Here is a 7,566-nt window from a genome sequence, read left to right on the forward strand (position 1 = left end):
ATGGAACTACCGACTGAGACCGCGGAACCAGCAGCCTGCCCCATAACTGTTCAGGTTATTATTGCTTGCGTCCTAAGCCCAACCAGTACTTCCAGTCTGTCCCGTCGTCTGGCAAACAAGCAACGTCACCCGATCGATAGCCATGTCTGGTGGCATCTGAGTCGTCAACGATCAATCGATACCGGGAAGGAATAAGAGGTACCTGTCAAGCGCATTTTCCCCGAGCTATCCAGGAACCTATTTGCTCGTGCACGCAACCTCGTGATGAGGCAGGTCCTCATGTCTTTGGAGCACACAGACAAGGCTCGAACCATGTGCCCGCGCTCGCCAAGACACGGTGCGCACCTCAGTCCACGATCTGAGTCAATCGCCTGCTGGTAGCGCACTGTCAGCGCACGTTCTTCTACGGTGTTAGAATTCAACAGAGTTGTTTCACCCCATGGCGTCGATGCTCAAGGAGTTCATAATTGCCAAGCGAAGTTGAGGGAACGACCTCGCACATTCGCAAGATTATTCACGTGGACATGGATGCCTTTTTCGCCGCTGTTGAGCAGAGAGACCGCCCTGAACTACTGGGGAAACCGGTCATTGTCGGTGGAGATCCACTAGGGCGCGGAGTCGTAGCGACCTGCAGCTATGAAGCTCGTCGTTTCGGTGTCCATTCCGCCATGACCGCTTCTCGAGCCAAGTCACTCTGTCCTCAGGGGGTATTTATCCGTCCACGAATGGACGTTTACCGACGCACATCTCAAGAGGTCATGGAGATTCTGCATAGCTACACCCCGCTCGTGGAACCCCTTTCGCTCGACGAGGCATTTCTTGACGTGACGAAGGCTACCTCGGATGGGCTCCTAGCGGTCCAAATCGCCAAGGATGTCCGTGCACGCATCGAGCGCGAGACCGGCCTCACCGCCTCTGCGGGGGTGTCGTATAACAAATTACTCGCAAAACTCGCCTCCGACTGGCGCAAACCAAATGGGCTAATGGTGATTCCGCCGGAGCGTGGCTTAGCATTCCTAGCGCCCCTCCCCGTGAGCAAGCTGCATGGCATCGGACCAGCAACCGTAGACAAGCTGGCCAAATTGGAGATCCATACGGTTCTTGACCTCCGTAATGCATCGCAGCAGACACTGGTTAGCCACTTCGGCAAACTTGGCCTCTGGTTTGGTGAAATAGCCAACGGGATCGACCTGCGTCCTGTCCAACCTAACCGTGTGCGCAAATCCGTCGGCTGTGAGCAAACCTTCCAAACGAACCTCAACGACAGGCTGGACATGATGACGGTTCTCATCGAGATGACAGAACGGGTGTCGTCCCATCTCTTTGCGTTAGGTCTTGCGGGACGGACCGTAAGTATCAAAGTACGCTTCCCAGACTTCAAGACAGTGACCAGGGCACTCACCGTCTCGGAGCCAATTTGGCATCGAGAGGCCATTTCGGCCGTCTTGCCGACACTCCTCACGAGGGCCATCCCCTCCGATCGAGGTGTCTATCCATCGGTTCGACTCTTAGGAGTGGCGCTCAGCGGCTTGGTAAACACCGAGACAGATGCGGTCAGCGTCGATCAGCTCAGCTTGTTGGACGAGCTCGCTCTCAACGGGACAACGCCATGATGAAGCTCACGCTCGATACCCTCCCTCAGAGACACGGTTCTTGGTGGAGAGAAATCCGAGTTTTACCAGTCACCCATTCGAGACTGCAGGGCAAAAGGCTGCAGGTGAGGAGACGCTTAGCCCACCCACTCCCTCCTTCGTTGATGCCATGTGAGGTACCAGGCGGTGGTAACAAAACCGCTGTCTGACGGGCTACGCGAGCCTCGCGAGCGCAGGGGCGCGTGTGACTGTGGCCTTTTAGGAATACTACGTTGGCACACTACGAGGAATAGCAGCTAAAAGGTAAGAACGTTCCAATCCTCCGCCAGCTTCGTAGCCACCTCCACACCACCCTTCACCGTCTCACACTCGAACATCTGATCCTTGGTAAGCCCAAGACTCTCTAAGGAGACCTCACAGACAGTGATCCTTACCCCAGCCTCTCGCAATCCAGCAAGCTGCTGCTCGAACTGTGGCGAGTTCTTCTGATTGGAACGCAGCACCTCGACACCAGGACCGAGCAGCAAGAGTTCGACAGGCATCTCCTGTTTTGTCCTGCGAACCATGAGCGTCATCTGGAGCACAGCATTCGCCCTAACGAAGGCTTCCTTCCCAGTTGTCAATACGACAAGTGTTGGTCTTCCCATCGACTCCACTACTCCTCCTCATCAATAGGGCGTACGCAATTCTTAGCATGCAGCCCTATAGATCTCCTCTTCATGGTAGCCACCTTCACCAATGCCTGGTCTTTCTATGAGTGCGTCGCTGTGCCTGCAAGAGAAAAGCTGACCATCAACTCAACGGCTCCACTTGCCCATCGTCTAGGGCCCTGAAAAAATACAACTGCCATACGAAGGTGTAACAATTCAGCTCATGATCGTCCGTGCGACGGTCAGCAATCGCCCGGGCAACCATGCACAATCCAGCTGGAGAAGGGATCCACCCGCCGAGCCTTTCGGACAGTGTTGCGTCTCGAGTGCTCTCTTGAGTAGCGTTCCAAAGGTCGTGCAGGGCGGCTTGGCATAGGTCTATGCGCCCGCCACGACTGATCCCCTCTCGAACTCGATCCATCTTCGCCGTGCGGGACGAACGATACAACCTATGCGTCGCGGGTGGCAATGCCTGGTGGATAGAGCCGGAAGCCCGACTCCTCCTTGTGATACAGGGAGCGATAGAAGTCTTCGGCGGTATCAGTGATGAGGTCGACCCTTGTCGCGCCCAGTAGCGGGAACACGTAGGACACGATCCCCCTGGCAACACCGGCTCTTCGAAAACTCCGTCCGACCACGAGAAGGGACAGGTGGGCTTGGATCGCCCTGTCGGTTTGGAAGTAAGCGAACCCGATAACATCCCCGGAGGCAATGGCAACTACGGATACAACCCCTGGCGAGGTGAAGACCTTTCGCGCTCGATCCCTGTCGTCGACATAGGAGCTCCAGCCCTCTTGGTCGCATGAGGCGAGTACTCCACCAAGATCACCTTCTTGGTACTCTCTGAAATCGACTGGGGCCCGCATGCACTCAATCTAACCGGCCCTCCGGAATAAGCGGTGAAATCGCTACCGGTATCGACAAGTCGGTGATCATTTTGCGAGTATGATCTCGGCAGTCCTGTCAGTTCAGAGTGTCACTCTCTTCCAGCAGCATGGCATGATCACGAGACATGGTCGATCGATGCCACTTGCTCGATTGCTTTGACCGTACCATATGTGAGGTGAGCGATGCGCATAGGTGGTGGGCAACGTGGCCAAAGCCAGCCACCTCTGATCTGCGTAAGCACCTGCGGAGATTGGACGAAATCAAGGGTGCGTGGAGTTTGTTCGCGCGTGACTATCGGAACGCCTGGGCTGGCATAGCCATACCAGCAACGCGCAAACTCGCGGCAACGCCATGGAAGTCGGTTACCAGTTTCTGGATTGACTTGCCGTTCACCAGCGACCTGAGATACCCGATGCACTAAGGTTTGAGGCAGTGAGGAATTTCCAAGCCGACGACGATTCGATACTCCGTCAGGCAATGTTTGATCATTTAGACCGTTGCCTTGCGGGGGCACAGGCGGAGTTTCTCTCCTCTCGCGTGATCAATACCTTTGAGATCCAAGGTCAACCCATCCGACTCATTGTACAAAGTGGAATCCGAAAGGTTCAGGGCCACCCTGGGGCATTGACCATTCGAACCACCTATACCCCTCCGTCGGCGGTTCCTCCTTATATTGATGATGTTGGCTCCAATGGCTTGGTTCGCTACAAATACCGAGGACAAGACGAAGGACACTCAGACAACAGGGCGTTGCGTCATGCCATGGAGACGGGATTACCCCTAGCCTACTTTGTTGGCATCGCACCTGGTATTTACCTACCCATCTATCCCGTCTATGTCGAAGCTGAGGACCAATCACGCCACGAGTTCGCCATAGCGGTTGACCAATACCTCCATGGGCATGACCTTGATTCGATCGACACCTTTCAGCGCGAGTACCGCACCAGCGTGACCAAGGCCCGATTGCACCAACCATCGTTCCGAGCACGAGTCCTCCACGCCTACAATTCGACCTGCACGATTTGTCGCCTCCATCACGCCGAACTACTCGATGCTGCCCATATTCTTCCCGATAGCCATCCGCAAGGACTGCCAATTGTGCCCAATGCGCTGACACTGTGCAAGCTCCATCATGCCGCCTTTGACCGCAATCTTTTGGGCATCCGCCCCGACTTCGTCGTGGAGGTAAAACCAGAACTTCTACGCGAGATCGATGGCCCGATGCTCCAACATGGCCTCAAGGAAATGAATGGGACCCAGCTCGTACTTCCCAAGGAACGCGCGTCACGTCCCGACAGAGCCCGCCTTCTGGAACGATATGAGGAATTTCGCAGCACGAAGTAACTTCTCTCATGACCTGAAACTTAGACGTTCTACGACCGAGGTTGCCTCACCAGGTGTTGGGCCTGAGTACCTTCCAACAAACCACAAAAAACCGTCCTACTTAGGATCGAGCACCGCAAGGCACCTAGTCCTCTCTTTCATCGTCTTACCCGACTGGTGGTCTACCCCTCCACTATCTGTGTGATCTTTACCCGATGCTGAACCGACGTGCCCACCGCGTGGCCAGTAGCTACGAGTGCAATGCGAACTCGAGAACACCAGTACACCAACCACGAATCTCCACACATCGACGCCATCGCACTGGTCCACGTGCCGCTAGATGAGCCGAGTAGTCGTTAATGCTCCCTCGTCATTACCGCTACTCAAGTCTCGGTCGGCCAAACACGTTGGGTCGTTTGGGTCGCTCTCATGTGACTTTGAGGGAGCAATGTCGGTCGCTCTTGTCACCGCTGAGCGTCGATTGCGCTGGGTGAGTAACCTCTAGCCCGCCGAATCCCCGATACCTAGACAAGGCTCGACCTTATCGATCTCTTTCGGATCTGGAGTCATACTCCGTACTCGCGAGCGCAGTGAACCGCGATGTTCCGAGCGAGAGCAACTCAGCCAAGTATGGTGAGACCAATCCACCAGGTACTCCCCGCCTCCAACAGCTCCACTCGAACGCCAACGAGCAACACAACAGGCACTGCGAACCTCGCCACGATCGAAGCGGACCGGGCTCAATGGGCCGCCGGACCCCAGAGAGCACGAAATATTAACTGACCAGTTAGTATATCGAGATGACCTCAAGCCAGGACACCAAAAGTCGTCTCATCGAAGCAGCATCGGAGCTGTTTTACACCAATGGCTTCGAGACCACCAACATTGAGAAAATACTCCAACGCTCAGGAATCTCGCGACCGACACTGTACGTTCATTTCCCATCCAAAGACTCTCTGCTCGTTGCTGCGCTCGAGCACCTTCACCACGAGCGAGCTATATCGTTGGATCGATGGGTTCACTCGACGGCCGAAGAGCCCGTCGAGCAGATCTTGGCTGTCTTTGACTGGCTGGCGGACTGGCATGCGACTCAAGGGTGGCGCGGCTGTGCCTTTGTCAACGCCGCCGCAGAGTTGGTTCATACCTCACATCCCGCCAGGGAGGTCGTGCGCATTCACAAGCGCTGGCTACGCGACTATCTCGCGCAACTGGCGGCCGATGCGGGCCTTTACCAACCGAACCGCCTTGGAGCGCAATTGATGCTACTCATCGACGGTGCAAATGCACGAGTGCTCGTCGAGGGCGACCTCAGCGCTGCTCAGGATGCTCGAAAGGTGGCCACAGTTCTCATCCAACACAACACGATCGCCGGGGATAGTTGATGAGCACGTCACCTACCGACCAAATTCGATCGGGGAACGGGGGTGCCAGAGACCGGACGACCGCTACCGTACTGGGTCTAGCCCTCGGCCCAGCGGTCGTGCTCGGCCTCGCTCGCTTTGCCTACGCGCTGCTGCTCCCGTCGATGCGTACAGAACTCTCGTGGTCACTCAGCACAGCCGGGGCCATGAACAGTGCAAACGCCATGGGGTATCTTGTAGGGGCACTTTTCTCTGCATCACTCGCTCGCCGTTTCGGGACTCGCCGATCCTTTTTGACAGCGCTCAACATCACAGTAGTCTCACTACTTCTCACCGCGACGAGTGGAGACACCACGATCTTACTCTTGTTGCGCGCGCTCGCGGGAATCACTGGAGCCATCGCCTTTATCACTGGTGCGGGACTCGTTGCCCAGCTTGCAGCTGGTCAAATCGCCCACAAGCCAGCGCTCCTCCTTGGCATCTACTTCGCGGGAGGCGGAGCAGGCATCGTCATCTCAGGTCTATCTATCCCCGTTCTACTGGCCTATCTTCCACCAACAACCGGTTGGCGCTGGGGTTGGATACTCCTTGGACTCATTGGAATCGCTGCGCTGATTCCCACCTGGTTGGCGACAAGAGGGACGTCTGAACCACCACCCCAACCACACCACGATCGCCACTGGCCGGCACGACAGTTTGTACCGATGCTCAGCTCTTATGGTTTATTTGGTGTCGGCTATATCGCCTATATGACCTTTATTGTCGCCTTTCTACACAACGGCGGGGCTGGCGCGACCGAGATCGTCTTCTTCTGGGGTCTCCTCGGCGCCTCCTCAATCATCGGGGCCTTCTTCTGGGTACGGCCAATCTCCGCTTTGGCCCGAGCACGTGGTCTCGCCGTGATCCTCGCGACGCTTGCCGTTGGCGCGATCCTGCCGCTGATCTCTCGTTCCCTGCCCATCGCGATGGCATCTGCTGTCCTCTTCGGGGGTTCCTTCCTCGCCGTAGTGACGGCAGTCACATCAGTGGCCAGGCGCTCGCTTCCTCAACACCACTGGACTCCGGCAATCGCGACACTCACCGTAGTGTTTGCCGTGGGCCAAATCATCGGGCCGGTACTCACCGGGGCGATCTCCGAGGGATCGTCAGGTCTGGGCTTGGGGCTTGGAGTCTCAGCCGGCCTGCTGATCATCGCTGGTCTCGTCGCGCTCGCACAACGACCGGTCGACAACTCGCAATCGCGTCAAAACCCAACTGCGCGCGTCGAACCTTAGACCGAAGTTACCCCCTGAAGTCCTCCCTTAAGGCGTTCTAACTGGACTTATTCCAAAAGTCCCTGCCTACTGTAGGCACGTAGAAAGACCGCTCACCTGGGGTGGAGTACTCCTGGAGGGGGAACTTCGGCTTAGAAAACAGGTCTCAAACACCGTTACATAAAACCTATACAAACTTGCTATTGCTCGTTTGGCGTTCACTTACTGATTCGTCGACGGTAGTTTCACCTCCCGTTGACCGGAAATCACCGGGAGGCCAGAGCCTCCATTTCCACAGTCGTTACTTCCGGCATAACTCGCCGTAGGGCTACTTATGGATGCCAATCCAATTCCGGCTCTCCTAGCATTTATATGGATGAATTTGGCTCGGATCTGAGTCGTGGTCCCAGTTCAGCGGAGTTATTTGTTAACGGTCACGAAAACCTGCACACTCACGGACACCTAAATTGCACGGGTACGGTCACTGGTTTTGCATGGG

6 protein-coding genes are annotated in these 7,566 nt (G+C 56.1%); 4 read left to right on the forward strand and 2 right to left on the reverse strand.

The genetic code is table 11. The annotated features are described in order from the left end of the window. The first annotated feature begins 467 nt into the window (after window positions 1–467). The gene (gene dinB, locus M7Q83_RS13480; protein ID WP_298339922.1) at window positions 468–1,613 is read left to right on the forward strand and encodes a DNA polymerase IV; all 1,146 of its coding nucleotides are present in this window, start codon (window positions 468–470) and stop codon (window positions 1,611–1,613) included. A 275-nt stretch (window positions 1,614–1,888) separates the two neighbouring features. On the opposite strand, the gene M7Q83_RS13485 is transcribed toward dinB, so the two are convergent. Then, the gene (locus M7Q83_RS13485; RefSeq protein WP_298339926.1) at window positions 1,889–2,239 is read right to left on the reverse strand and encodes a DsrE family protein; all 351 of its coding nucleotides are present in this window, start codon (window positions 2,237–2,239) and stop codon (window positions 1,889–1,891) included. Between the two features lie 452 nt (window positions 2,240–2,691). Continuing rightward, window positions 2,692–3,108, reverse strand: a complete 417-nt coding sequence (locus M7Q83_RS13490; RefSeq protein ID WP_298339929.1) for a GNAT family N-acetyltransferase — start codon at window positions 3,106–3,108, stop codon at window positions 2,692–2,694. Window positions 3,109–3,562: 454 nt separating this feature from the next. On the opposite strand from M7Q83_RS13490, the gene M7Q83_RS13495 reads away from it, so the two are divergent. The 3 genes from M7Q83_RS13495 to M7Q83_RS13505 all read left to right on the forward strand — a co-directional run bounded on the left by M7Q83_RS13495 (window position 3,563) and on the right by M7Q83_RS13505 (window position 7,088). Next, the gene (locus M7Q83_RS13495) at window positions 3,563–4,474 is read left to right on the forward strand and encodes an HNH endonuclease (protein ID WP_298339932.1); all 912 of its coding nucleotides are present in this window, start codon (window positions 3,563–3,565) and stop codon (window positions 4,472–4,474) included. Window positions 4,475–5,253: 779 nt separating this feature from the next. Continuing rightward, on the forward strand, window positions 5,254–5,835 hold the full coding sequence (locus M7Q83_RS13500; protein ID WP_298339935.1) for a TetR/AcrR family transcriptional regulator: 582 nt from the start codon (window positions 5,254–5,256) through the stop codon (window positions 5,833–5,835). Further along, window positions 5,835–7,088, forward strand: coding sequence for a YbfB/YjiJ family MFS transporter (locus tag M7Q83_RS13505; RefSeq protein ID WP_298339937.1), 1,254 nt, complete (start codon window positions 5,835–5,837; stop codon window positions 7,086–7,088). Before M7Q83_RS13500 ends, M7Q83_RS13505 begins: the two co-directional genes overlap by 1 nt. Window positions 7,089–7,566 lie beyond the last annotated feature (478 nt).

Source organism: Ferrimicrobium sp. (assembly GCF_027364955.1).
GTDB lineage: Bacteria > Actinomycetota > Acidimicrobiia > Acidimicrobiales > Acidimicrobiaceae > Ferrimicrobium.